This is a genomic window from Mycobacterium sp. pR1184, assembly GCF_041287235.1.
Lineage (GTDB): Bacteria > Actinomycetota > Actinomycetes > Mycobacteriales > Mycobacteriaceae > Mycobacterium.
The window spans coordinates 156,274-177,800 of the sequence record NZ_JBGGKR010000013.1 but is presented as its reverse complement, the minus strand read 5'-3'; the positions used below and the strand labels follow the sequence as shown (position 1 = coordinate 177,800).

Below are 21,527 nucleotides of genomic sequence, written 5' to 3'. Positions count from 1 at the left end.
TGCAATTCCGGTTAGGAGACGATCATGACCGCAGTACTCTTCGACGAAGTAGTTGCCGTAGCGCCCGTCCGCAACCTGCGCGTCGTGCGCGACACCACGCCCACGCAGGCCACCGCGCCCACGAAGGCGGCCCGTCCGGCCGAGGCCGGATACTTCGGCGCCGGCGACCCGCTGGTGACCGGTGCCGCCCGCCTGCTGAGCGTCCCCGTCCGCCACCTCTACGCGGTGCTGTGGCGGGTGGGGTTCATCGAGGTCACGGCCTGAGATTCCTACCGCGAGACTGTAGCTGCGTACGGCTTTACTCGGCGTTTGAGTAGGCAGTTGCAGTCTCGCGGTAGAGTGGGTCCGCGTCGATCCGGCTATCACCGGGGAGCTTTCGGAAGAACAGCCCGCACGGCTTAGTAGACCCGAACGGGTAGGCCCGTCACAGCCCGAATCGAGCGGTCGTGCGCCAGCACGGCAAGCGGGGTGGTACCGCGGTGCTCGCGCAGGTTGCGCGACCTCGTCCCCGGCCTGACCGTAGGCACGCAGGAGACGACGCGCACCGTGACCGAAAACGCTGACGCCAGGGCTTATCCCAAGCTGGCCGGGGGAGCTCCCGACTTTCCGGCGCTGGAACTCGAGGTCCTGGACTACTGGACCCGCGACGACACCTTCCGGGCCAGCATCGCTAACCGCGAGGGTGCCGAAGAGTACGTGTTCTACGACGGGCCGCCGTTCGCCAACGGCCTGCCCCACTATGGGCACCTGCTGACCGGATACGTGAAAGACATCGTCCCGCGCTACCGCACCATGCGTGGCCACAAGGTGGACCGCCGCTTCGGCTGGGACACCCACGGGCTGCCCGCCGAACTCGAAGTCGAACGCCAGCTGGGCATCACCGACAAGTCGCAAATCGACGACATGGGTATCGCCGCGTTCAACGAGGCCTGCCGGGAATCGGTGTTGCGCTACACCGACGAATGGCAGGCCTACGTCACCCGGCAGGCACGCTGGGTCGACTTCGACAACGACTACAAGACGCTCGATCTGCCCTACATGGAGTCGGTGATCTGGGCGTTCAAACAGCTGTGGGACAAGGGCCTGGCCTATGAGGGCTACCGGGTGCTGCCGTACTGCTGGCGCGACGAAACCCCGTTGTCCAACCACGAGTTGCGGATGGACGACGACGTCTATCAGAGTCGTCAGGACCCGGCCGTGACGGTGGGTTTCAAGGTGACCGGTGGTGAGCTGGACGGCGCCTACCTGCTGGTGTGGACGACCACGCCGTGGACGTTGCCGTCGAACCTCGCGGTGGCGGTCAATCCCGAGGTGACCTACCTGCAGGTCCGGGTGGGGGAGCGGCGGTTCGTGCTGGCCGAGGCCCGGCTGGCCGGCTACGCCCGTGAGTTGGGGGAAGAGCCCGAGGTGCTGGGCACCTACTCGGGCGCCGACCTGCTGGGAACCCGCTACCTGCCACCGTTCCCGTATTTCATGGACAGGGCCAAGGCATTTCAGGTGCTGCCGGGCGACTTCGTCACCACCGACGACGGCACCGGGATCGTGCACATGGCACCGGCCTACGGTGAGGACGACATGGCGACCACCGACAAGGTGGGCATCGTGCCGGTCACCCCGGTCGACTCCAAAGGCCGCTTCGACGTCACGGTCCCGGACTACCAGGGACAGCACGTCTTTGACGCCAACCCGCACATCATCCGCGACCTGAAGAACCAGAGCGGTCCGGCGGCGGTGAACCAGCCGGTACTGATCCGTCACGAGACCTATGAGCATCCCTACCCGCACTGCTGGCGATGCCGCAATCCGCTGATCTACCGGGCGGTTTCGTCGTGGTTCATCGCGGTCACCGAATTCCGGGATCGCATGGTGGAACTCAACCAGCAAATCACCTGGTACCCCGAACACGTCAAGGACGGCCAATTCGGCAAGTGGCTGCAGGGTGCGCGCGACTGGTCGATTTCACGAAATCGCTACTGGGGCAGCCCAATTCCAGTGTGGAAATCCGACGATCCGGCCTACCCGCGCATCGACGTCTACGGCAGCCTCGACGAACTGGAGCGCGACTTCGGGGTGCGGCCCACCAATTTGCACCGCCCCTACATCGACGAGCTCACCCGGCCCAACCCCGACGACCCCACCGGTAACAGCACGATGCGGCGCATCCCCGACGTGCTCGACGTGTGGTTCGACTCGGGGTCGATGCCGTACGCCCAGGTGCACTTCCCGTTCGAGAACGCGGACTGGTTCGACACCCATTACCCCGGTGACTTCATCGTGGAGTACATCGGCCAGACCCGCGGCTGGTTCTACACGCTGCATGTGCTGGCCACCGCGCTGTTCGACCGGCCCGCCTTCAAAACCTGTGTGGCACATGGGATTGTGCTCGGCTCCGACGGCCAGAAGATGAGCAAGTCGCTGCGCAACTACCCGGACGTCAGCGAGGTGTTCGACCGCGACGGCTCCGACGCGATGCGCTGGTTCCTGATGGCCTCACCGATCCTGCGCGGCGGCAATCTGATCGTCACCGAGCAGGGCATCCGCGACGGCGTGCGCCAGGTGCTGCTGCCGCTGTGGAACGCCTACAGCTTCCTGTCGCTCTACGCGCCGAAAGTCGGTACCTGGCGGACCAATTCGGCACACGTGCTGGACCGCTACATTCTGGCCAAGCTGGCCGTGCTGCGCGATGAGCTCACCGAATCGCTGGAGGTCTGCGACATCTCCGGGGCCTGTGAACAACTGCGTCAGTTCACCGAGGCGCTGACGAATTGGTATGTGCGGAGGTCACGTTCGCGGTTCTGGGACGAAGACGGCGACGCGATTGACACGCTGCACACCGTGCTGGAAGTGGTCACACGCCTGGCCGCGCCGCTGCTGCCGCTGACCACCGAGATCATCTGGCGGGGGGTGACCGGCGAGCGTTCGGTGCACCTCACCGACTGGCCCGACGCCGGTACGCTGCCCCAGGACCCCGACCTGGTGGCCGCGATGGATCAAGTGCGCGACGTATGTTCGGCGGGGTCGTCGCTGCGCAAGGCCAAGAAACTGCGGGTGCGGCTGCCGCTGCCGAAATTGACTGTGGCGGTCGAGGATCCGCAGCAACTGGTGTCGTTCACCGACCTGATCGCCGACGAGCTCAACGTCAAGAAGGTGGAACTGACCGACGCGATCGACACCTACGGCCGCTTCGAGCTCACCGTCAACGCCAGGGTGGCCGGGCCGCGGCTCGGCAAGGACGTGCAGGCCGCGATCAAGGCGGTCAAGGCTGGCGAGGGCGTCGTCAACTCCGACGGCACCCTGACCGCCGGCCCCGCGGTGCTGCAGCCGCAGGAGTACAGCTCGCGGCTGGTGGCCGCCGACCCGGAGTTCACTGCGGCGCTGCCCGGGGGAGCGGGGCTGGTGGTGCTGGACGGCACGGTGACCCCCGAGCTGGAGGCCGAAGGTTGGGCCAAGGACCGGATCCGCGAGCTGCAGGAGCTGCGTAAGTCGACCGGGCTGGACGTCTCCGACCGTATCCGGGTGGTGATGGCGGTGCCCGCCGAACGCGAGGCCTGGGCGCGGGAGCACCAAGACCTGATCGCGGGTGAAATCCTGGCTACCAGCTTCCAGTTTGGCGAGCCAGCACCGGAGGCCGTCGCCATCGGCGACGGGGTTCGGGTCTCGATCGCTCGGGCGTGAACCGCGAAAGTGCAACGGGGAACGGATTTCCCGAGAAGGACCGTCCCTAGTTGCACTCTCGCGGCCTTGTCGGAGGTCGATGGCAGGGTGCGGTCGTGAGTGAGGCACCGTTTGTCGGGAGTGAGGCGGTCCGCGCGGGCGTCTGGACGAAGCGTGATTTACGGCGCTCATGTACCCGCGTCTACCGCGACGTGTATCAGCGACGCGCCGGCGCGCTGACGGCGCGAGACCGGGCTGTCGCCGCGTGGCTGTGGTCGGGAAAGAAAGCCGTAGTTGCGGGGATCTCAGCATCGGCACTGCACGGCGCGGAGTGGGTCGACCCACAATCGCCGGCCGAACTGATCACGGATCGCAAGCGGCCACCACCGCTGATCGTGGTGCGCAACGAGACATTGCTTGCCGGTGAGAGCGTGCGCATCAGTGGCGTGCCGGTGACATCGGCTGCCCGCACCGCGTTTGACCTCGGTCGGCGGCCCGGGTTTGATGCCGCGGTCATACGGATCGATTCACTGGCACGAGCCACGGGCGTCACGGCCGCCGAGGTGTACCCCTTAATCGAGACTCACCGCGGTGCGCGGGGGATGAAGCAGTTGCGGCGGGTGCTGCCGCTTATCGACGCGGGCGCGGAATCGCCGCAAGAGACGAGAACCAGACTTGCGTTGATTCGCGGTGGTCTGCCCCGGCCGCAGACACAGATCGTGGTGCGAAACATTTGGGGTGCGGTGTTGGCCCGCATCGATATGGGTTGGGAGGAATGGCTCGTCGGCGTGGAGTACGACGGGGCCCAGCACTGGACGGACCCGCGCATCCGCGCCAACGACATCGACCGCACTGCAGAACTGGAACGACGGGGATGGCGCCTGGTCCGGGTCAGTGCTGAGCTGCTACGTCACCGGCCAGACGTCGTCGTGGACCGAGTCCGGAGTGCGTTGCTGGCCGCAGGCTGCCCCTTGTGACCGCGAGAGTGCAACTGGGAACACATCTCTCGAGAGCGACCGACCCTAGTTGCACTCTCGCGGAGAAAGTAAGGCTGCGGCTGCCGAGCCCGTTGTCAGCAAGCGATTCGGGTAGCGTCCGGTTACGGAAACCATCACATGGAGGCGTCGTTGCGGATTCTGGGTGTGTTCCGGGTGCACAACGGTGCCGACGTCTTGCCCCGGGTCCTGGACGCGCTGGCCGGCTGGTGCGACGACATCTACGCGATCGACGACCGCAGCACCGACGACAGTGCTGAGATCCTGCGGCGGCATCCGGCGGTGACCAACCTGGTGCGGGCCCGCTCCGACCTGCCGCGAACGCCGTGGCTGATCCCCGAACCGCCCGGCCTGGAACTGCTGTACCGGATGGCCGATTTCTGCCGGCCGGATTGGGTCGTGATGATCGACTCCGACCAAATCGTCGAGGCCGACGTCGACATCCGCGAGGTGTTGGCGGGCACGCCGGACGACGTCGCGGCGCTGATGTGCCCGATGATCCCGGCCTGGAACGACCAGGATTATCCGGAGATGATCCCGGTGATGGGAACGGCGGAATCGGTACGCGGGCCGTTCTGGCGGTGGCGACCCGGGCTGCGGGCCGGAACCCGGGTGATTCACAACCCGCACTGGCCCGCCAACATCACCGAGCACGGCCGCATCGGCCTGGTCAACGAGATCCGGTTGCACCACACCGGGTGGGCAACCCTGGCCGAACGGATCGGCAAGGTCGAGCACTACCGCAAGATCGATCCCGACTCCGAGATGAACTACGGCGTGCCGTATGACCGCGCGTTGCTGTTCGGCTACGCCTACGAGGAGATCGACCTGCTCAAGGCCGACTACCAGCGCCGGGTGCGCGGCGACTTCGACCCGGCCGAGCCGGGCACCCGCCTACCCATCGACCGCGACAGCCTGGCGCTCGGTTCCGGCTACGGGCGCCGGGCCGCGGCGTTTCATCCCGGCGTCGATTTCGCCGCGGATCCCGGCACCCCGGTCCACGCGGTCACGTCGGGAACCGTCTCGGCCGCGCACGCTGTCGACGCCAGTGGACTTCGGTCGGTGACCGTCTCGTGCCGCGACCTCGACACCGTCTACGTGTTTCGCCCGGGCGACGCGAGCCGGCTCGCCGTCGGCGACCAGGTCGCCGCGGGCGCGCGGCTCGGCACGCTGGGACCAGAAACCCAATCCCGGGACGGCTTCTTGCATTTCGAGGTTCGCGTTGACGGCACGCACACTAGTCCGGTGCGCTATCTGGCCAACCTGGGGCTGCAGCCGTGGCCTCCGGCGGGGCGCCCGCGACCGGTGTCGGGGACCTTCCCGGCGTCCTCGCCGTGCACCATTACCGGCTGAGCTCGTCGACCAGTCCGCGGGCGGACCGGATCGCCGAGCGGACCTCCTGCAGCACCTTGGCGGGATGCTGCTCGTCCAATTCGCCGAGCCGGTTGTAGCGCTCGACGCCGAAACTTGCTGATTCCACTCGTATTCCGAACGGCACCGCCAACGATCGCAGCGCTTCGAAGTGCAGATAGTGGCCCACCGGTTGGCCGGTCACCATCAGGCATGACGAGCCGCTCATGCCCACCGTCCGAGCGGCGAAGGTGTAGGTGTCCGACGAGTTCGCCCGGCGACGGTCCGGGTCCGGCGACGGGGTCTCGAGCAGCGTGATCGGCACGCCGAGCTCGTTGCGCTCCGGTGCGAAGCGCCACACCGTCTGGTCGCCCTGCGGCTTGCCGACCCGCCCGCGCACGTGCTCCATCAGCTCGCGGATGTCGAGCCCGAACGCGTCGGCCGCGCCGTAGATCATCAGCTCGAATTCGGTGCGGGCGCCCGGCGCGCACGCGTGGATCGCGTCCTGCTCGGACTCGAGCACCGGCCGGGACGCGGCGGCCAGCACCACGTGGCCGATGCGTCGGCCGGAGGCGATCTCGCGCGCATACCGGGCGCGCAGCAGGTTGGTGTAGCGCGCCCCGCCGATCACCAGGATGTGATCGAAATCCGTTCCCTCGGGCGCGATTTCGCCCGTCATGCCCAACGCGGCAGTCGCCGCCTCGATCCTGTCCAGCTGCGCGGCGGGCAGGGTCAATCGAGGGATCAGCCAGCGGGCCGCGCCGGCGGCATCCTGGCTGCTGAGCCGTTCCGCGGCGGCTGCGCGGGCCCGGCCCCGGTAATCCCACGCGTCGCTGAACTCGTCGAGGAACGCCAGCCGGTCACTCAGGCTCAGTCCGTCGGGGATGACACCGCCGAACACCCCGACGAGCTGCGCCAGCGCGGGTCGGGCACACCACGACGCGACCTGCTGCTCGAGCTCGCAGGTGTCGATCGCGGCAGACCCGGCATGTGACGAGCACATGTGGCTCCCTTCGAAAGCTGGGCGCTCGTTGGGCGATTCACAACGTACCGCCAATCCGCGGCACCCACCGCGCACTTCACGGAATTTGCATTAGCGACAAATCCGGTCCGCGCAGTGGCTAGGATGCGCCACAACACGCGTATGACGGGAGAGCGGAAAGTAGTGCGAATTCTCGTAACTGGCGGGGCGGGCTTCCAGGGCAGCCATCTGTCCGAGGCCCTGCTCGCCATGGGACACCACGTGACCGTGCTCAACACGTTTTCCGTTGCCGCCAAGGGAAATCTTCGTACTTTCCAGATGAACGAATCGGCGGACGTCGTATTCGGCTCCGTGACCGATTGGGAGTTGGTCAGCAAGACGGCGCGCGACCACGACGTGATTTTCCATCTGGCGGCAAATGTCAACGTGGACAAGTCACTTGACGATCCGAGAAGCTTTCTCGAGACCAACGTGATGGGCACGCATCACGTCCTCGAGGCCGCACGCGAATACGGGTCACGAGTCATCTTCGCCTCGACCTGTGAGGTGTACGGAGACGGTCACAGCCTCGCCCCGGATGCCCTACTCGACGAAACGGCCGAGCCGAGACCGAACAGCCCGTACGCCGCGTCGAAGGTCGCCGCCGACCGGCTGTGTTACTCGTACTTCCGCTCCTACGGCATGGACATCGCTATTGTTCGTCCATTCAACATCTTTGGTGAGCGACAGAAAAGCGGAGCCTTCGGCGCGCTGATTCCAATCCTGGTGCGCCGCGCCATCGCCGGTGAAGACCTCACCGTCTTCGGCGACGGCTCCGCGACCCGGGACTACCTCCACGTCAGCGACGCGGTGGATGCCTACCTGCTGGTGCTCGACACCCCAGATCTTCAAGGCCGGGCGATCAACTTCGCCAGCGGCACGAATACCCGGGTACGCGACATCGCCGAATACATCGCCGCGAAATTCGACGCTCGGGTGGTCAACGGACCCGCGCGACCGGGGGAGGTGAGCCGGTTCCCCGCCAGCATCTCCCTGGCGCGCAGCATCGGGTTCGCGCCGAAGGTTGACATCTGGGAAGGCATTGACCGCTACATCACGTGGGCGAAAGAGCAGCCCCAACAACTAGCCGGCTAGTTTGACGGCGCGCCAGCGCAGCCTGCCACCGCGGACCTCGACCTCGACGTCGCCGAATCCCGCTGCGCGCAAGCGATCCGGCAACGTGTCGGGCGAGACGGTGTTGCAGATGTCGCGGAAGTGCAGGATCCGGAACCGCAGCGAATTCACGCTGTCGCTGCCGGCGAAGACACCGCCGGGGCGCAGGACCCGGAAGGCCTCGGCGAACAACTTGTCCTGCAGTTCGACGGTCGGGACGTGGTGCAGCATCGTGAAGGACACCACCGAGCTGAACTCGTCGGCCGGCAACCCGGTGTTGGTGGCGTCGCCGTTGATGATGCGCGCCCGGTCGCCGTAGAGGCGCTGCAGTCGCTGCGCCATCGGGGTGTCGATCTCCACCGAGGTGAGCTTGCGCGTCTTGTCGACCAGCACCCGCAGGATCGCGCCGTAGCCGGGTCCGATCTCGAGGGTGTTGTCGCCGAGGTCTACGTCGGCCAGCGCCCAGGGCAGCAGATCGTCTTCGACTGCTTTGGCCCAGCGGTCCGAGCTGCAGATCCGTCGGTGCGCGAGGTTCATGGCCATGTGGAAAACGTTAGCCCAGTAGCGCAATAGCATTTATCGGATGGAGTCGCGTTGGGTCCTGCACCTGGACATGGACGCGTTCTTCGCCTCCGTCGAGCAGCTCAGCCGCCCGACGCTGCGAGGTCGACCGGTGCTGGTCGGCGGGCTCGGCGGCCGCGGAGTGGTGGCCGGGGCGAGTTACGAGGCGCGGGTATTCGGGGCGCGATCGGCCATGCCGATGCACCAGGCCCGCCGGATGGTCGGGGTGACCGCGGTGGTGCTGCCACCACGCGGCGTGGTGTACGGGGTCGCCAGCCGGCGGGTGTTCGACGTGGTGCGGGCCGTGGTGCCCGTCGTCGAGCAGCTGTCCTTCGACGAGGCGTTCGGGGAGCCGTCGCAGCTCGCCGGGGCGTCCGCGCAGGACGTCGAGGAGTTCTGCGAAGGGTTGCGACGACGGGTGCGCGACGAGACCGGGCTGATCGCGTCGGTGGGCGCCGGCTCGGGCAAGCAGATCGCCAAGATCGCCTCCGGGCTGGCCAAACCCGACGGCATCAGGGTGGTCGGGCGCACCGAGGAACGGTTGCTGCTCGACGGGTTGCCGGTGCGCCGGCTGTGGGGAATCGGCCCGGTCGCCGAGGAGAAGCTGAATCGGCTCGGCATCGAGACGATCGGACAGCTGGCCGCGCTGACCGACGCCGAGGTGGCCAACATTCTGGGCGCGACGGTCGGCCTGGCGCTACACCGGCTGGCCCGCGGCATCGACGATCGGCCCGTCGCCGAGCGTGCCGAAGCCAAGCAGATCAGTGCCGAATCCACCTTCGCCGTCGACCTGACCAGCCTCGAGCAGTTACACGACGCGATCGCTCCGATCGCCGAGCATGCGCATCAGCGGCTGCTGCGCGACGGCCGCGGCGCCCGCACCGTCACGGTGAAGCTGAAGAAGTCCGATATGAGCACGCTGACCCGGTCCGCGACCTTGCCGTACGCGACGACGGAGGCCGGTCCGCTGGTCGCGCTGGCCCGGCGCCTGCTGCTTGATCCGCGTGAGATCGGGCCGATTCGTCTACTCGGCGTTGGGTTTTCGGGGTTGAGCGACGTGCGCCAGGAGTCGCTGTTCCCGGATCTCGAGCTCGCGGCGCCGGAACCGGAGGCGCAGCATTCTGTCGAAACCGCGACTGACGCCATGTTCGCGCCGGCCCCCGAGGCCTCGCCGTGGCGGGTGGGCCTCGACGTCGAGCACCGCGAACTCGGGCACGGCTGGGTGCAGGGCGCCGGCCACGGCGTCGTCACCGTGCGGTTCGAAACCCGAAGCAGCGGCCCGGGCCCGGCCCGGACGTTCCCCGCCGACACCGCCGATCTGGTGACAGCCAACCCGATCGATTCGCTGGACTGGGGTGACTATCTGGGCGAGTTGCGCACCGAGGACACCGCGCAGGTCTCAGCCCCAGCGGGCGACGACGTCGCCGACCGGTGACTGCGCGGCCAGCGCGGCCATCAGCAGCACCCGGGCCTGCGGCGGCCGCAACCGCGGCACCATCACGGCGCCGGCTTCGACCAGGTCGTGGCCGGGACCGTAGCCCGCGCTGACCCCGCCGCCGGGGACCCGGGTGGACACCCCGACGACGATCCCGTTCGCGCAGTGCCGGCGCACGCCGTCGACCACCGCGGCCCCGGCGTTGCCCGAGCCCAGCGCCTCCAGCACGACGGCCCGTGCTCCGGCGGTCACGAAGGCGTCCAGCGCCACCGAGTCGCTGCCCAGATAGGCCGCGACAATGTCGACTCGCGGCGCGTCGGTGGCCCGCAGCTCACCCAGGTAGGGACGGATTTTGGCGCCGCTGAGTGCGACGCCGCCCGGCGTCGTGCCGACCAGCTCGCCGGCGAATCCGCTCAGGTCCTGGGTGGCCACCTTGTGCATGCCCAGCGGCTGCAGCACCCGCCCGGCGAAGGACACCAGCACACCGAGGCCGCGCGCGGCCGGGCTGGCCGCCACCGCCACCGCGTCGCGCAGGTTGGCGGGCCCGTCGGAGTCCGGGGCGTCGGCGCTGCGCATCGCGCCGGTCAGGACGACCGGCGGGCTGCCCGCATAGGTGAGGTCGAGCCACAGCGCGCTCTCCTCCATGGTGTCGGTGCCGTGCGCGACGACCACGCCCTGCGCGCCGCCGTCGACCGCGGCCCGCACCGCGTCGCCGATCCGGTCCCAGTCGGCCGTCGTCAGCTCCGAGCTGTCCACCGCCATCAGATCGACGACGTCGACGTCGAGGCCGGCGGTGAGATCGGAGCCACTGCGGCTGGGACGGCGCACGCCGTCGGCGCCGGTGCTGGTCGAAATCGTGCCGCCGGTGGTGATGACGGTGATGCGGCCCATAGCCGAATCATTCCGCATGCGCCGGGGCGGCGAGGCCGCACCCAATCGAGCCGGGTGCTAGGGGATGATGGGGAGGTGCCCGAAGAACCAACAGGATCGGCCGAGCCGGTGACGTCAGCCGGGGAGGCTGCGACGTCCGGGGAAGTGGCAGAACCCGAAGCCCCCGCGCCCCCGTCCGCTCCGCGGCGGCTGCGGCTGCTGCTATCGGTCGCGGCCGTCGTGCTGGCGCTCGACATTGTGACCAAGGTGCTCGCCGTCCGGCTGCTGCCGCCGGGGCAGCCGGTGTCGATCATCGGTGACACGGTGACCTGGACGCTGGTGCGCAACTCGGGGGCGGCGTTCTCGATGGCGACCGGCTACACCTGGGTGCTGACCCTGATCGCCACCGGCGTGGTGATCGGCATCTTCTGGATGGGCCGGCGGCTGGTATCGCCCTGGTGGGCAGTGGGCCTCGGCATGATTCTCGGCGGCGCCACCGGCAACCTGGTCGATCGCTTCTTCCGCGCGCCCGGACCGCTTCGGGGCCATGTCGTGGACTTTTTGTCGATCGGCTGGTGGCCGGTGTTCAACGTCGCGGACCCGGCCGTGGTCGGCGGCGCGATCCTGCTGGTCGTGCTCTCGGTGTTCGGATTCGATTTCGACTCGGTAGGTCGTCGCAAGCCCGACCCAGCCAAATGACCAACCGCTCGATGCCCGTTCCGGAGGGATTGGCGGGCATGCGTGTCGATGCCGGGCTGTCGCGCCTGCTGGGCCTGTCCCGCAGCGCGGTGGCGGCCATCGCCGAGGATGGCGGCGTCGAACTCGACGGTGTGCAGGCGGGCAAGTCCGATCGTCTGACGCCCGGTGCCTGGTTACAGGTGCGGCTGCCCGAGGCGCCGGCAGCGCCAGAGAACACGCCCGTCGAGATCGAGGGCATGGCCATCCTGTACTCCGACGACGACATCGTCGTCGTCGACAAGCCGGCGGCGGTGGCCGCGCACGCCTCGGTGGGCTGGAGCGGGCCGACCGTGCTCGGTGGCCTGGCCGCCGCTGGTTACCGGATCACCACATCCGGGGTGCACGAGCGGCAGGGCATTGTGCACCGCCTCGACGTGGGCACCTCCGGGGTGATGGTGGTCGCGATCTCCGAACGGGCCTACACCCTGCTCAAGCGGGCGTTCAAACAACGCACCGTCGACAAGCGCTATCACGCTCTGGTGCAAGGACATCCGGACCCGTCCAGCGGGACCATCGACGCGCCCATCGGACGGCATCGCGGCGGGGAGTGGAAGTTCGCGGTCACCCAGAACGGTCGGCACAGCGTCACCCACTACGACACCGTCGAAGCGTTCGTCGCCGCCAGCCTGCTCGACGTGCACCTGGAAACTGGTCGCACCCATCAGATTCGGGTGCATTTCGCCGCGCTGCACCATCCCTGCTGCGGCGACCTGGTCTACGGCGCCGACCCGAAGCTCGCGAAAAGGCTTGGCCTGGAACGTCAATGGCTGCATGCCCGGTCGTTGGGGTTCGCCCATCCGGCCGACGGGCGGTGGGTGGAATTCGTCAGCCCGTATCCGGCCGACCTGCAGCACGCATTGGACGTGCTGCGCGACGAGGGCTGATCAGCCGGGCTTGCGGGCCTCGACCAGCACCCGCGTCGGGTGCGTGACGAACCGGCCGTCCGCCTCGATGATGTCGTGCAGGGCACGCAGTCGCCCGTAGTAGGGCTCGACGGTGAAGTCCGGCACCGTCCAGATCAGCTTGCGCAAGAAATAGACCACCGCACCGATGTCGAAGAACTCCGCGCGCAGCTTCTCCATCCGGATGTCTACGATCTGCAGCCCGGCGGCCTGTGCGTCGGCGCGCTGCACGGCGGGCTCCAGGTGGGCACCCAACTCGGGGTGCGGCCCCATCACGAACTCGATTAGCTCGCACACCGTCGCCGGGCCGGGGTGCTGCGCGAAGTAGGTGCCACCGGGCCGCAACATGCGGGCAATCTCGTTCCACCACACGGCAATTGGATGCCGGCTGGTCACCAGGTCGAAGGCCTCGGCGGCGAACGGCAGTGGGGGCTCGCCGCGGGTCCGGATGACCACCACGCCGCGCGCACCCAATCGCCGGGTGGCCAGTGCGGCGTTGGGCGGCCACGACTCAGTGGCCGCCATCGTGGGCGGGAACGACGGCACGCCGTCGAGCACCTCGCCGCCTCCGGTGTGGATGTCCAGGGCGGCCGACACCGTGGCGAGCCGAGCGCCGAGCTGACGCTGGTATCCCCAGGACGGGCGCCCCTCGGTGGCCCTGCCGTCCAGCCAGGAGAAGTCCCAGCCCACGACGGGCGCCGCGCAGGCCTCGGCCATCAGCTCGTCGAACGACCGTCGCATGCCGGGCTCAGCTGCCATCGGGCTTGCGAGCCTCGACGAGAACCCGCGTGGCGTGCGCGACGAACGGGCCGTCGGATTCGATGCGCTCGTGCAGCTCGCGCAGCCGGTCGCGGTAGCGCTCGACGGTGAAGTCCGGCACCCACCAGATCACCTTGCGCAGGATGTAGACCACCGCGCCGATGTCGAAGTACTCCTGTCGCAGTCGCTCCGGGCGCATCTTGACGATCTCCAGGCCGGCTGCCCGCGCCGCCGCGCTTTCGTTGTCCGGGTGTCGCGGGTCCGACTCTTCGGACTGTGGCCCGATGAAGTGCTCGATCAGCTCGGACACCGTCGCGGGTCCGATGTGTTGAGCCAGGTAGGTGCCGCCGGGCCGTAACACCCGGGCGATCTCGGACCAGAACAGCGTGTGCGGATGGCGGCTGGTGACCAGGTCGAAGGCCTCGTCGGCGAACGGCAGGACCGACTCGTCGGGCGTGCCCACCACGACCACGCCGCGCGGGTGCAGGAGCTTGGTCGCCAGCGGGATGTTCGGTGGCCAGGACTCGACGGCCGCCATGGTGGGCGGGAAGGGCCCGGCGCCGGCCAGGACTTCGCCGCCACCGGTCTGCAGATCCACCGCGGACGACACGTTCGCGAAGTGGCGGCTGATCAGCTGTTGGTAGCCCCAGGACGGACGTTCCTCGGTGGCACGGCCGTCCAGCCACGAGAAATCCCAACCGTCGACGGATACCGAATCGGCTTCTGCGACGAGATCTTCGAATGTGCGGCCCACGCTAGGCATTGTGGGGCATCAAGACGTGGTGCAGACGAACTTCGTGCCGTTGAAGTCAATTGTCACCTCGCCCTGGTGCTCCCAGTATTCGGAGCCCTGCCGGCCGTACCTCGCCCCGCTGCCCGACGGCAGCAGGAACAGGATCTCTTGCGTGCCTTTCCAATTGAGCACGGCGGTGTGCGGGTCGAACTGGTTGTAGAACTGGGCGGTCAGCGGGCCGGCGTCGGTCGGGCAGTGGTAGGTGATGACCGGCGGAGCCACTGTGGCGGGGTCGGCGATGGCCAACTGGACGAGCCGGGTCTGGTAGGCCTCCAGCACACAGGTGTGGACATCGGCGTTGCGGGCACAGTCGTCGCGGGCCGTCGTCCAGCCGGTTTGGGCCTCCGCCAGCGCGGCGGGATCGGCGCCCGTGCGGGCAAGCGCTTGCTGGTAGGCGGTTTGCAGGCGGTGGTCGAGATCGGTCAGGTGTGGGTCACTGCAGACCAGCTGCTGCACGGCGTTCGCGGGTTTGCCGCAGTCGACCGCCACCGACGCCGGTGCCTTGCTGGTGACGGTAGGCATCCCCGAACCGGACGGCTGGGGGTTCGGGGAGCTGCACGCGCCCACCATCAATGCCGCGGCGATGACTGCGATGAGCCTCATACGTGCTGACTACCGGCTGCGTCGCGATCACCGGGCGCGACACGCCCGCGCGCCGGCAAATTCATATCCGGCCGGCTCAGAGCGTGGCGGTGCCGGCTTCGCTCGATGCGATCTCGGGGGCGAGCGGCGCGATGGCGCTGAGAATGTCGGTCACCGTTTTCGGCGGAACTCCCGCTGCGGCGAGCGCGTCGGCCAAATGCCCGGCCACCAGGCTGAAGTGATGCATCGTGATGCCGCGGCCCTGATGCACTTGTTTCATCGGGGCGCCGGTGTAGGGCTCCGGGCCGCCCAGGGCGGCCGCGAAGAACTCCACCTGCTTGCCTTTGAGGCGGCTCATATTCGTTCCGGTGAAGAAGCCGGACAGTTGATCGTCGGCGAGCACGCGAACGTAGAAGTCCTCAACGACGACTTCGAGCGCCTCGTGCCCGCCGATCCGGGCGTAGATAGTTGTCGGCTCCGGCTTGCGGAACGTGGCCAAGAGTTTCATGTAACCAGCGGACCACTGCGGCGTTGCCCCTCAGTTAGTCCGCGATCACGCTCGGATTGCCCAACGTAACAAGCCGATTGCCGGCAGGTAGCCGCATCGTCGGCCGCTCGGTGAGACGGTTGGCCTCGTTCAGATGACGGTCATCCGTGCGTCGCCGCCGCGTCATGCCCTAGGTTGGCAGTATGACCCACGTCACACCATCCGCCGTGAGGAGCGACAACCGATGAACCTTGGTGACTTGACGAACTTGGTGGAAAAGCCATTCGCGGTGGTCTCCAACATCATCAACACCCCGAACTCCGCCGGGCGATATCGACCGTTCTATCTGCGCAATCTGCTCGACGCGGTGCAAGGGCACAGCCTCGACGACGCCGTCGACGGCAAGATCGTCCTGATCACCGGCGGATCGTCGGGCATCGGGGAGGCCGCCGCGAAGAAGATCGCCGAGGCCGGCGGGACGGTGGTGCTGGTGGCCCGCACGCCGGAGAACCTGGAGAAGGTCGCCGCTGACATTCGGCGCGACGGCGGTGTCGCCCACGTCTACCCGTGTGATCTCTCGGACATGGACGCCATCGCCGCGATGGCCGACAAAGTGCTCAATGAGCTTGGGGGAGTGGACATCCTGATCAACAACGCGGGCCGGTCGATTCGACGGTCGCTGGCGCTGTCCTACGACCGGATTCACGACTATCAGCGAACGATGCAGCTGAACTACCTGGGCGCGGTCCAGCTCATCCTGAAGTTCATCCCCGGCATGCGCGAGCGCGGTTTCGGCCAGATCATCAACGTCTCGTCCGTCGGTGTGCAGACCCGCGCTCCGCGGTTCGGTGCCTACATCGCCAGCAAGGCCGCGCTGGACAGTCTCTGCGACGCACTGCAAGCCGAAGTCGTCAACGACGACGTGCGCTTCACCACGGTGCACATGGCGTTGGTGCGCACCCCGATGATCAGCCCGACCAAGATGTACGACAAATTCCCCGCGCTGACGCCGGACCAGGCGGCCGGGGTGATCGCCGACGCGATCGTGCACCGGCCGCGCCGCGCCAGCTCGCCGTTCGGGCAGTTCGCCGCCGTCGCCGACGCCGTCAACCCGGCGGTGATGGATCGGGTGCGCAACCGGGCGTTCGGCATGTTCGACGACTCCCACGCCGCCAGGGGAGACGAAAACTCAACCGCCGCATCGGAACTCGATAGACGCAGCTCGACGTTCCTGCAGGCGACGCGCGGAATCCACTGGTGACGCGATGAGTCTTCCCAAAGCCGGCAACCAGACGACCGTCGTAATCACCGGCGCCTCCTCGGGCATCGGCGCCGAACTGGCTCGCGGCCTGGGCCGCCGCGGCTTCCCGCTGTTGCTCGTCGCGCGGCGGCGCGAGCGTCTCGACGAGCTCGCCGACGAAGTGGGAGAAGAACACTCGGTCGCGGTCGAGGTGATGCCGTTGGACCTCAGCGACAGCAAAGGGCGCGCGAAATTGGCCACCCGGCTGCGCAGCGAACCGATCGCGGGTCTGTGCAACAGCGCCGGGTTCGGCACCAGCGGAGTGTTCTACGAGTTGCCGGTCGAACGCGAGAGCGAAGAGGTCACCCTCAATGCGCTGGTGTTGATGGAACTCACCCACGCGGCGCTGCCCGGCATGGTCGAGCGAGGCGCCGGAGCCGTGATGAACATCGCGTCGATCGCCGCGTTTCAGCCGCTGCCCTACATGGCGGTGTACTCGGCGACCAAGGCCTTCGTGCAGACCTTCTCCGAAGCCGTCCACGAAGAGTTGCACGGGACGGGGGTGTCGGTCACCGTGCTGTGCCCGGGCCCGGTACCCACCGAGTGGGCCGAGATTGCCAACGCCACGCGGTTCAGCGTGCCTCTTGCGCAGGTTTCGCCGGCCGATGTCGCCGAGGCCGCCATCGACGGGATGCTGACCGGCAAGCGCACCGTCGTGCCCGGCGTGGTGCCCAAGGTCGCAAGCAGCGGCGGCAGGTACCTACCGCGCAGCCTGCTGCTCCCGGCGATCCGCATCGGCAACCGATTCCGCGGCGGCCCCAGCCACTGAGCGTGCGTCGAACTGGGGCACCTCCCGCTCGTGAGCGTCACGCCTGCGTGGCGTTGAGCGCCGAGCATCACGCCAGCGTGGCGTTCGCGGGCATTAGGCTCCGGTGATGGCCGCTGTGGAGCTGACCGCCGACGTCCCGATGACCCCGCAGGACATGTGGGATCACGTCTCGGACCTGTCGGACCTCGGGGACTGGCTGACGATGCACGAGGGGTGGCGCAGCGAGCTGCCCGACGAGATCGCCGAAGGCACCCAGATCATCGGCGTGGCCCGCGCCAAGGGCATGCGCAACCGGGTGACCTGGACGGTGACCAGGTGGGACCCGCCGCATGAGGTCGCGATGTCGGGTTCGGGTAAGGGCGGCACCAAGTACGGCGTCACGCTGACCGTACGGTCCGCCGGCGACGGATCGACCCTCGGTTTGCGCCTGGAGCTGGGCGGTCGGGCGCTGTTCGGCCCGGTCGGATCGGCGGCGGCGCGCGCCGTCAAGGGCGACGTCGAGAAGTCACTGCAGAACTTCGTCGAGCTCTACGGATAAATACTGCGGACACACTTGCGCGACACGCCGAGGATGCGTCGGTAGTCGGTCATAGACTGGCGTGCCTATGAACCAGTCCTTCGTGCACCTGCATAACCACACCGAGTATTCGATGCTCGACGGTGCCGCGAAGATCACGCCGATGCTCGCCGAGGTCCAGCGGCTGGAAATGCCCGCGGTCGGCATGACCGACCACGGAAACATGTTCGGCGCCAGCGAGTTCTACAACGCGGCGATCAAGGTCGGGATCAAGCCGATCATCGGCGTCGAGGCCTACATCGCGCCGGGCTCGCGCTTCGACACCAAGCGGATCCTGTGGGGTGACCCGAGCCAGAAGTCCGACGACGTCTCCGGTAGCGGCTCCTACACCCACATGACGATGGTGGCCGAGAACGCCACCGGGCTGCGCAACCTGTTCAAGCTGTCCTCGCTGGCCTCGTTCGAGGGGCAGCTCGGCAAGTGGTCGCGCATGGACGCCGAGCTGATCGCCGAGCACGCCGAGGGCATCATCGCCACCACCGGGTGCCCGTCGGGCGAGGTGCAGACGCGGCTGCGGCTGGGACATGAACGCGAGGCGCTGGAGTCGGCCGCCAAGTGGCGCGAGATCTTCGGCGCCGACAACTTCTTCCTGGAGCTGATGGATCACGGGCTCTCGATCGAGACGCGGGTCCGCGACGGCCTGCTCGAGATCGGCCGTAAGCTCAACATCCCGCCGTTGGCCACCAACGACTGCCACTACGTCACCCGCGACGCCTCGCACAACCACGAGGCGCTGTTGTGCGTGCAGACCGGCAAGACGCTGTCGGACCCCAACCGCTTCAAGTTCGACGGCGACGGCTACTACCTGAAGTCGGCCGCCGAGATGCGTCAGATCTGGGACGGCGAGGTGCCCGGCGCCTGCGACTCCACCCTGCTGATCGCCGAGCGGGTGCAGTCCTACGCCGACGTGTGGACGCCGCGCGACCGGATGCCGGTCTTCCCGGTGCCCGAGGGACACGACCAGGCGACCTGGCTGCACCACGAGGTGATGGCGGGCCTGCAGCGGCGCTTTCCCAGCGGTGTCGGCCAGGATTACATCGACCGGGCCGAGTACGAGATCAAGGTCATCTGCGACAAGGGTTTTCCGGCCTACTTCCTGATCGTCGCGGACCTGATCAACCACGCGAAGTCGATCGACATCCGGGTCGGGCCGGGGCGTGGTTCGGCGGCGGGCTCACTGGTCGCCTACGCGCTGGGCATCACCAACATCGACCCGATTCCGCACGGTCTGCTGTTCGAGCGGTTCCTCAACCCGGAGCGTCCGTCGGCCCCCGATATCGATATCGACTTCGACGACCGTCGCCGCGGTGAGATGGTGCGCTACGCCGCCGACAAGTGGGGCTCCGACCGCGTCGCGCAGGTCATTACTTTCGGCACGATTAAAACCAAAGCGGCACTGAAGGATTCGGCGCGGATCCATTACGGGCAGCCCGGCTTCGCGATCGCCGACCGGATCACCAAGGCGTTGCCTCCGCCGATCATGGCCAAGGACATCCCGTTGTCCGGCATCACCGACCCGAACCACGAGCGGTACAAGGAAGCCTCCGAGGTTCGCAGCCTGATCGAAACCGATCCGGATGTGCGCACGATCTACCAGACGGCGCGCGGGCTGGAGGGCCTGATCCGCAACGCCGGCGTGCACGCCTGCGCGGTGATCATGAGCAGCGAGCCGCTGACCGAGGCGATCCCGCTGTGGAAGCGCCCGCAGGACGGCGCCATCATCACCGGCTGGGACTACCCGTCGTGTGAGGCCATCGGCCTGCTGAAGATGGACTTCCTGGGCCTGCGCAACCTGACGATCATCGGCGATGCGCTGGATAACATCAAGGCCAACAGGGGAATTGAACTCGACCTGGAGTCGGTGCCGCTCGACGACAAGGCTACCTACGAACTGCTGGGCCGCGGCGATACCCTGGGTGTGTTCCAGCTCGACGGCGGGCCGATGCGCGACCTGCTGCGCCGCATGCAGCCCACCGAGTTCAACGACATCGTCGCAGTGCTGGCGCTGTACCGGCCGGGACCGATGGGCATGAACGCCCACAACGACTACGCCGACCGCAAGAACGCTCGCCAGGCGATCAAGCCGATTCACCCGGAGCTCGAGGAGCCGCTGCGCGAAATCCTCTCCGAGACTTACGGTTTGATCGTCTATCAAGAGCAGATCATGTTCATCGCCCAGAAGGTCGCCTCCTACACGATGGGTAAGGCCGACGCGCTGCGCAAGGCGATGGGCAAAAAGAAGCTCGAGGTGCTCGAGGCTGAGTACAAGGGCTTCTACGAAGGTATGACCGCCAACGGCTTTTCCGAAAAAGCGGTAAAAGCGTTGTGGGACACCATTCTTCCGTTCGCCGGATATGCGTTCAACAAGTCGCACGCCGCCGGTTACGGCCTGGTCTCGTACTGGACGGCGTATCTGAAGGCCAACTATCCGGCCGAGTACATGGCCGGGCTGTTGACGTCGGTGGGCGACGACAAGGACAAGGCCGCGGTCTACCTGGCCGACTGCCGCAAGCTTGGCATCACAGTGCTGCCGCCGGACGTCAACGAGTCGCTGGTCAACTTCGCGTCGGTCGGCAAGGACATCCGCTTCGGCTTGGGCGCGGTGCGCAATGTCGGTGCCAATGTGGTGGGCTCGCTGATCAAAACCCGCAGCGAGAAAAGCAAATTCACCGACTTCTCGGACTATCTGAACAAGATCGACATCTCGGCGTGCAACAAGAAGGTCACTGAATCGCTGATCAAGGCCGGCGCGTTCGATTCGCTGGGGCATGCCCGCAAGGGTCTGTTCCTGGTGCACACCGACGCCGTCGACTCGGTGCTGGGCACCAAGAAGGCCGAGGCGATGGGCCAGTACGACCTGTTCGGCGGCGGCGATGCCGGCGGAGACGCGGTGTTCACCATCCGGGTGCCCGAGGACGAATGGGAAGACAAGCACAAGCTCGCCCTCGAGCGAGAAATGCTGGGGCTCTACGTGTCCGGGCATCCGCTCAACGGGGTCGCGCATCTGCTGTCCGCGCAGGTGGACACGCAGATTCCCGCGATCCTGGACGGCGACGTCGGCAACGAGACGCAGGTGCGGGTGGGCGGCATCCTGGCCTCGGTCAACCGTCGCGTCAACAAGAATGGAATGCCTTGGGCGTCAGCTCAATTGGAAGACCTCACCGGTGGCATCGAGGTGATGTTCTTCCCACACGCGTACTCTGCCTACGGTGCCGACATCGTCGACGACGCGGTGGTGCTGATCAACGCCAAGGTCGCGATCCGCGACGACCGGATCTCCCTGATCGCCAATGAGCTTGTGGTGCCGGACTTTTCCAACGCCCAGCCGAACCGGCCGATCGCGGTCAGCCTGCCCACGCGGCAGTGCACGATCGACAAGGTGAGCGCACTCAAGCAGGTGCTGGCGCGGCATCCGGGCACCTCGCAGGTGCATCTGCGGCTGATCAGCGGGGACCGGATCACGACGTTGGAGCTCGATCAGTCGCTACGGGTGACGCCGTCGCCGGCGCTGATGGGCGACCTGAAGGAACTGCTCGGCCCGGGCTGCCTGGGCAGCTGAACGCCTCAAGCCGCTCGACAGCTAGCCACCGCCGAGCGGATCGAGTGTGCATTCAGGGCTTT

19 protein-coding genes are annotated in these 21,527 nt (G+C 67.3%); 12 read left to right on the top strand and 7 right to left on the bottom strand.

The window, feature by feature from the left end:
- Window positions 1–24 precede the first annotated feature (24 nt).
- The 4 genes from ACAG21_RS21990 to ACAG21_RS21975 all read left to right on the top strand — a co-directional run bounded on the left by ACAG21_RS21990 (window position 25) and on the right by ACAG21_RS21975 (window position 6,002).
- Window positions 25–264: an Rv1535 family protein gene (locus ACAG21_RS21990; protein WP_370498380.1), complete on the top strand. Its 240-nt coding sequence runs from the start codon at window positions 25–27 to the stop codon at window positions 262–264.
- 282 nt (window positions 265–546) lie between these two features.
- Window positions 547–3,675, top strand: coding sequence for an isoleucine--tRNA ligase (gene ileS, locus ACAG21_RS21985; RefSeq protein ID WP_370498379.1), 3,129 nt, complete (start codon window positions 547–549; stop codon window positions 3,673–3,675).
- A gap of 95 nt (window positions 3,676–3,770) precedes the next feature.
- Complete coding sequence (locus ACAG21_RS21980; protein ID WP_370498378.1) at window positions 3,771–4,631, top strand: DUF559 domain-containing protein; 861 nt, start codon at window positions 3,771–3,773, stop codon at window positions 4,629–4,631.
- A gap of 150 nt (window positions 4,632–4,781) precedes the next feature.
- Window positions 4,782–6,002, top strand: a complete 1,221-nt coding sequence (locus tag ACAG21_RS21975) for a peptidoglycan DD-metalloendopeptidase family protein (protein WP_370498406.1) — start codon at window positions 4,782–4,784, stop codon at window positions 6,000–6,002.
- Here ACAG21_RS21975 and ACAG21_RS21970 read toward each other — a convergent pair.
- Window positions 5,992–7,002 (bottom strand): hypothetical protein, encoded by a 1,011-nt coding sequence (locus tag ACAG21_RS21970; RefSeq protein ID WP_370498377.1) that lies wholly within the window; start codon window positions 7,000–7,002, stop codon window positions 5,992–5,994. The genes ACAG21_RS21975 and ACAG21_RS21970 overlap by 11 nt on opposite strands.
- Window positions 7,003–7,164: 162 nt before the next feature.
- On the opposite strand from ACAG21_RS21970, the gene ACAG21_RS21965 reads away from it, so the two are divergent.
- A complete protein-coding gene (locus ACAG21_RS21965) occupies window positions 7,165–8,115 on the top strand; it encodes an NAD-dependent epimerase/dehydratase family protein (protein ID WP_370498376.1) in 951 nt (316 codons plus the stop codon).
- Here the strand turns inward: ACAG21_RS21965 and ACAG21_RS21960 are convergent.
- Window positions 8,104–8,676 (bottom strand): class I SAM-dependent methyltransferase, encoded by a 573-nt coding sequence (locus tag ACAG21_RS21960; RefSeq protein ID WP_370498375.1) that lies wholly within the window; start codon window positions 8,674–8,676, stop codon window positions 8,104–8,106. The genes ACAG21_RS21965 and ACAG21_RS21960 overlap by 12 nt on opposite strands.
- Window positions 8,677–8,716: 40 nt before the next feature.
- On the opposite strand from ACAG21_RS21960, the gene ACAG21_RS21955 reads away from it, so the two are divergent.
- Complete coding sequence (locus ACAG21_RS21955; RefSeq protein WP_370498374.1) at window positions 8,717–10,129, top strand: DNA polymerase IV; 1,413 nt, start codon at window positions 8,717–8,719, stop codon at window positions 10,127–10,129.
- On the opposite strand, the gene ACAG21_RS21950 is transcribed toward ACAG21_RS21955, so the two are convergent.
- The gene (locus tag ACAG21_RS21950; RefSeq protein ID WP_370498373.1) at window positions 10,094–11,020 is read right to left on the bottom strand and encodes an asparaginase; all 927 of its coding nucleotides are present in this window, start codon (window positions 11,018–11,020) and stop codon (window positions 10,094–10,096) included. The genes ACAG21_RS21955 and ACAG21_RS21950 overlap by 36 nt on opposite strands.
- Before the next feature lie 75 nt (window positions 11,021–11,095).
- Between ACAG21_RS21950 and lspA the strand changes: the two genes are divergently transcribed.
- Window positions 11,096–11,698, top strand: a complete 603-nt coding sequence (lspA, locus tag ACAG21_RS21945; protein ID WP_370498372.1) for a signal peptidase II — start codon at window positions 11,096–11,098, stop codon at window positions 11,696–11,698.
- Complete coding sequence (locus ACAG21_RS21940; protein WP_370498371.1) at window positions 11,695–12,621, top strand: RluA family pseudouridine synthase; 927 nt, start codon at window positions 11,695–11,697, stop codon at window positions 12,619–12,621. Before lspA ends, ACAG21_RS21940 begins: the two co-directional genes overlap by 4 nt.
- On the opposite strand, the gene ACAG21_RS21935 is transcribed toward ACAG21_RS21940, so the two are convergent.
- The 4 genes from ACAG21_RS21935 to ACAG21_RS21920 all read right to left on the bottom strand — a co-directional run bounded on the left by ACAG21_RS21935 (window position 12,622) and on the right by ACAG21_RS21920 (window position 15,281).
- Entirely contained in the window at window positions 12,622–13,380 is a 759-nt protein-coding gene (locus tag ACAG21_RS21935; protein WP_370498405.1) for a methyltransferase domain-containing protein, read from the bottom strand. It abuts the gene before it with no gap.
- Between the two features lie 7 nt (window positions 13,381–13,387).
- The gene (locus ACAG21_RS21930; RefSeq protein WP_370498370.1) at window positions 13,388–14,152 is read right to left on the bottom strand and encodes a class I SAM-dependent methyltransferase; all 765 of its coding nucleotides are present in this window, start codon (window positions 14,150–14,152) and stop codon (window positions 13,388–13,390) included.
- 18 nt (window positions 14,153–14,170) lie between these two features.
- A complete protein-coding gene (locus ACAG21_RS21925) occupies window positions 14,171–14,794 on the bottom strand; it encodes an MliC family protein (RefSeq protein ID WP_370498369.1) in 624 nt (207 codons plus the stop codon).
- Between the two features lie 76 nt (window positions 14,795–14,870).
- Window positions 14,871–15,281, bottom strand: coding sequence for a group 1 truncated hemoglobin (locus ACAG21_RS21920; protein WP_370498368.1), 411 nt, complete (start codon window positions 15,279–15,281; stop codon window positions 14,871–14,873).
- A 223-nt stretch (window positions 15,282–15,504) separates the two neighbouring features.
- Here ACAG21_RS21920 and ACAG21_RS21915 point away from each other — a divergent pair, with 223 nt between their 5' ends.
- From ACAG21_RS21915 to dnaE, 4 genes are all read left to right on the top strand, one after another.
- Entirely contained in the window at window positions 15,505–16,521 is a 1,017-nt protein-coding gene (locus ACAG21_RS21915; protein ID WP_370498367.1) for an SDR family NAD(P)-dependent oxidoreductase, read from the top strand.
- Window positions 16,522–16,525: 4 nt separating this feature from the next.
- On the top strand, window positions 16,526–17,329 hold the full coding sequence (locus ACAG21_RS21910; RefSeq protein ID WP_370498366.1) for an SDR family NAD(P)-dependent oxidoreductase: 804 nt from the start codon (window positions 16,526–16,528) through the stop codon (window positions 17,327–17,329).
- 106 nt (window positions 17,330–17,435) lie between these two features.
- On the top strand, window positions 17,436–17,867 hold the full coding sequence (locus ACAG21_RS21905; RefSeq protein WP_370498365.1) for an SRPBCC family protein: 432 nt from the start codon (window positions 17,436–17,438) through the stop codon (window positions 17,865–17,867).
- Window positions 17,868–17,934: 67 nt separating this feature from the next.
- Window positions 17,935–21,465, top strand: a complete 3,531-nt coding sequence (dnaE, locus tag ACAG21_RS21900; protein WP_370498364.1) for a DNA polymerase III subunit alpha — start codon at window positions 17,935–17,937, stop codon at window positions 21,463–21,465.
- Window positions 21,466–21,527: the final 62 nt, after the last annotated feature.

Coding starts and splice junctions, on each gene's coding strand:
- ACAG21_RS21970 (WP_370498377.1), bottom strand. CDS start 7,002: ATGTGCTCGTCACATGCCGGGTCTGCCGCGATCGACACCTGCGAGCTC.
- dnaE (WP_370498364.1), top strand. CDS start 17,935: ATGAACCAGTCCTTCGTGCACCTGCATAACCACACCGAGTATTCGATG.
- ACAG21_RS21935 (WP_370498405.1), bottom strand. CDS start 13,380: ATGCGACGGTCGTTCGACGAGCTGATGGCCGAGGCCTGCGCGGCGCCC.
- ACAG21_RS21990 (WP_370498380.1), top strand. CDS start 25: ATGACCGCAGTACTCTTCGACGAAGTAGTTGCCGTAGCGCCCGTCCGC.
- ACAG21_RS21915 (WP_370498367.1), top strand. CDS start 15,505: ATGAACCTTGGTGACTTGACGAACTTGGTGGAAAAGCCATTCGCGGTG.
- ACAG21_RS21960 (WP_370498375.1), bottom strand. CDS start 8,676: ATGGCCATGAACCTCGCGCACCGACGGATCTGCAGCTCGGACCGCTGG.
- ACAG21_RS21940 (WP_370498371.1), top strand. CDS start 11,695: ATGACCAACCGCTCGATGCCCGTTCCGGAGGGATTGGCGGGCATGCGT.
- ACAG21_RS21950 (WP_370498373.1), bottom strand. CDS start 11,020: ATGGGCCGCATCACCGTCATCACCACCGGCGGCACGATTTCGACCAGC.
- ACAG21_RS21920 (WP_370498368.1), bottom strand. CDS start 15,281: ATGAAACTCTTGGCCACGTTCCGCAAGCCGGAGCCGACAACTATCTAC.
- ACAG21_RS21925 (WP_370498369.1), bottom strand. CDS start 14,794: ATGAGGCTCATCGCAGTCATCGCCGCGGCATTGATGGTGGGCGCGTGC.
- ACAG21_RS21955 (WP_370498374.1), top strand. CDS start 8,717: ATGGAGTCGCGTTGGGTCCTGCACCTGGACATGGACGCGTTCTTCGCC.
- ACAG21_RS21905 (WP_370498365.1), top strand. CDS start 17,436: ATGGCCGCTGTGGAGCTGACCGCCGACGTCCCGATGACCCCGCAGGAC.
- ACAG21_RS21910 (WP_370498366.1), top strand. CDS start 16,526: ATGAGTCTTCCCAAAGCCGGCAACCAGACGACCGTCGTAATCACCGGC.